This is a genomic window from Atopostipes suicloacalis DSM 15692, from assembly GCF_900129085.1.
Taxonomy (GTDB): domain Bacteria; phylum Bacillota; class Bacilli; order Lactobacillales; family Carnobacteriaceae_A; genus Atopostipes; species Atopostipes suicloacalis.
In genome coordinates this window covers 1-3,444 of record NZ_FQUF01000046.1, presented here as the reverse complement: position 1 = coordinate 3,444, position 3,444 = coordinate 1, and the positions used below count along the sequence as shown (strand labels likewise).

General features: G+C 34.4%; 3 protein-coding genes. All 3 read right to left on the bottom strand.

Annotation, left to right across the window (positions count from 1 at the left end):
- Positions 1-268: 268 nt before the first annotated feature.
- Genes pepT through BUB96_RS10030 form a run of 3 tightly spaced genes read right to left on the bottom strand, consistent with a single transcriptional unit; the run spans position 269 to position 3,331 of the window.
- Positions 269-1,492, bottom strand: coding sequence for a peptidase T (gene pepT, locus BUB96_RS10040; protein ID WP_073298687.1), 1,224 nt, complete (start codon positions 1,490-1,492; stop codon positions 269-271).
- Between the two features lie 28 nt (positions 1,493-1,520).
- On the bottom strand, positions 1,521-2,639 hold the full coding sequence (locus BUB96_RS10035; RefSeq protein WP_073298686.1) for a Nif3-like dinuclear metal center hexameric protein: 1,119 nt from the start codon (positions 2,637-2,639) through the stop codon (positions 1,521-1,523).
- Entirely contained in the window at positions 2,636-3,331 is a 696-nt protein-coding gene (locus BUB96_RS10030; RefSeq protein ID WP_073298685.1) for a tRNA (adenine(22)-N(1))-methyltransferase, read from the bottom strand. Before BUB96_RS10030 ends, BUB96_RS10035 begins: the two co-directional genes overlap by 4 nt.
- Positions 3,332-3,444: the final 113 nt, after the last annotated feature.

The window sequence follows — 3,444 nt, the reverse complement described above, 5'->3', positions numbered from 1 at the left end:
TGGGCACAAGTTACTACGAATCATTTATAAGATTTTAGATGACAAAGTACCATATGACGAAAAAAGAGCACTAGGTCTGCGGCAACAGAAGCTAGTACTCAATTAATTAAAAATTTTCCTTGTCTTAATTATAGCATGGTATGTCTTTTTTTGCTTTTTTTAAGGTAATTCTTTTCAAATAAAAACGGATGGATTATTTTTGCTTATAAGAAAAGCGAAGCATAAATATCTACTTCGCTTAAAAAAGATTTATTTAATTATTTAATGATTAAACCAATAATTCAATAATTTTTCGAATAACATCTGTTGCTGCTTCCATACTTTCAACCGCTACAAATTCATAACGTCCATGAAAATTCTCCCCACCAGCAAATAGATTTGGAGTTGGCAATCCCATAAATGAAATTTTTGAACCATCTGTTCCACCACGAATTGGCTCCATTACTGGTTCAATATTTAGTGCTTCCATTGCTTCCTTCGCCACCTCGACCGAACGCATATCTTTTTCGATAATCTCTCTCATATTATAGTATTGATCTTTCATTTCAATGGAAAGTCGTTTTTCATCAAATGATTCATTTAACTTATCAATAGCATTAAGCAGTAATTTTTTACGTTTTTCAAATTTTTCTCGATCATGGTCCCTAATAATATAATCCAATTTTGCTTCCTCAACAGTACCTTCCATGGACGTTAAGTGGAAAAATCCTTCTCTACCTTCTGTTTGCTCTGGGACCTCATTTTCAGGTAGCTGCTCGTTTAATTTCATCGCTAAGGTTAAAGCATTTACCATTTGATCTTTGGCCGTTCCTGGGTGGACATTTTTTCCTTGAATATGAACTTTAGCTCCCGCCGCATTAAAGCTTTCATACTGTAATTCACCAACCGGTCCCCCATCAACAGTATAAGCAAAATCTGCATTAAAATGTTCTACATCAAAACGGTCAGCACCCGCACCTATTTCTTCATCTGGGCCAAATGCCAAACGTACTCTTCCATGTTCAATATCAGGATGGTTAATTAAATACTCTACAGCACTTATAATTTCAACAATTCCCGCCTTATCATCTGCACCTAATAAGGTCGTTCCATCTGTTGTAATTAAAGTTTGTGTTTCATATTTTTTCAGATTTGGAAAATCTTTAGGAGAAAGAACAACTCCTAGTTCATCATTCAAGACAATGTCTTTGCCATCATAATCTTCAATAAATTGAGGATTGATATTTTCTGCATTAAAATCAGCAGTATCCATGTGAGCAATAAAACCAACAGTCGGTGCTTCAGCTTTTGTGTTGGCTTCAAGTGTTGCGGTAACAAAGCCATTATCTTCATTATATTCCACTTCTGACAAACCAATCTCTTCTAAATCTTTCATTAATACTTTGGCAAATTCTACCTGAGATTGTGTAGAAGGAACGGTTTGGCTATTTTCATCCGAACGTGTTTCTATTTTTACATATTCTATGAATCGATCGACTAAATTTGTATACATTTCTTCACCTTTTCTATTTTTTATAGCTTTATCTAAATTTAAAGACGTCTTCTTGTTTTGTGGAAGGAGTAATTTCTAAAGACCAGTTTTCTGCTTCACTCCATTTTATTATTTCTTTTGTCATTTTTTCAACAAATATATTTTCTATAAAATGACCGGGGTCAATAAACGGTAACCCATCACGGATCATATCTTGAGCCCCATGATATGAAATATCTCCTGTAATATAGAGATCTGCTTCTTTCTCTAAGGCTTTTTTATAATATTTTTCGCCAGATCCTCCCAACACAGCAATTTTCTTTATCTTTTGTTCTAAATCTAGATTAGCATGGCGAACAAAGGGAACATTATAAGCTTGCTTTACCCTTTCGATTAAATCATGGATAGTAGTAGGTTCTGCTAATGAACCTACCCGACCAAGACCATACTTTTTCTCTATCTTTCCAATATCAAACAGATGGAAAACAGGTTCTTCGTAAGGATGAACCTCGTAAATCGTTTGAATGATTCGTCCTATTAAAGACTCGGGAACTAATACTTCTATTCTTTCTTCTAAAACTTGTTCTGCTTCATTCGCTTGACCTATCGTGGGCTCAGCTTTTTCATTTGGTGTAAATCGACCAGTACCTCTAGAATTATAAGAGACATTGTCATAATTTCCGACTTGTCCGGCTCCATTTTTATGTAAAGCATTTCTTACAGAATCAGCATCTTCTAAGGGAGTATATAAAACCAATAGTTTATAAGAAGTTTCAGTTGTTACATCAAGTACTTCTATTGGACCTTCTAAAGACAGGGCATGGATTAGCCAATCATTCATTCCATTTTCAGCGGCATCAATATTGGTATGCGCCGCATATACTGAAATATTAGATTTTATCAATTCAATATATTCTTTTCGTCGCGTATCATGTTCGTTTAACGTATTAAGTGATCCAAAGATAGGTGGGTGGTGGGTAAATATAAAATCAACATCATTTTCTTGGGCTTCTTTTAAGGTTTTTGCATCTAAATCTAGAGCAATCATCATTTTATTTACTTCTTGATCATAAGAACCGAATGCTAAGCCAATAGGGTCCCAATCCTCCGCTAAACTTGGTGGAGCAAAAGCTTCAATATGATGAACAATTTCTTTAACTGTTGTCATGATAACACCTTCTTTATTTGATGAATTATTTTTTGAGTTACTTTCAATTTTTCACTGTTTTTTGAATTTTTAAGTTGCTCTACAATATATTTATTCGTTTTCAGTTCAGCTTCCCACTTCTTATAAAAGGTTGAAGATTTTTCTTTTAACAATAAAGGCCCAAACGTCCGTTCAATCTCTGTATACTGAATATTTTTTTCACTATATTCTGCAACAATAATTTCATAAAATTTATGATTTTCTTCAACAAGATCTTCGGCTATAATCTCATAATTGCTTTTTTGTAAAAAGTCTCTTAATTCCTTTTCAGCATTATTGGGCTGAAGAACCAGTCGTGTATTTTTGGATAATATTTTCTGCCTAATTCCCTCGTTTAAAATATTTCCAATTAAAAGCCCTCCCATTCCGCATATAGTAATGGTGTCAACTTCTTCGTGAGGGGCTAATATCTCCAAACCATCTCCGAAACGAACAGAAATTTTATCTTCTAATGCATGACTCTCTACTTCACTTTTTGCAACTTGAAATGGCCCTTTGGCGACCTCTCCCGCGATGGCCTTTGAGACGTTTTTATTCTGAACTAAATAAATAGGTAATTGTGCATGGTCAGAACCAATATCTGCTAATGTGCCAAGTTTTTTTACATATTCACTAACATTTGTTAACCTTTTTGATAAGCGTATTTTTCCCATTGTATCCCCTAATTTATCGTTTTTCGGCAGGAGACTCTCACTTCTAAGCAAAGCGAAAGTGGAAGATGAATGCCGATTGAGCGTCAGTTCAAAAGCCTTTCGTTTCTAATGCA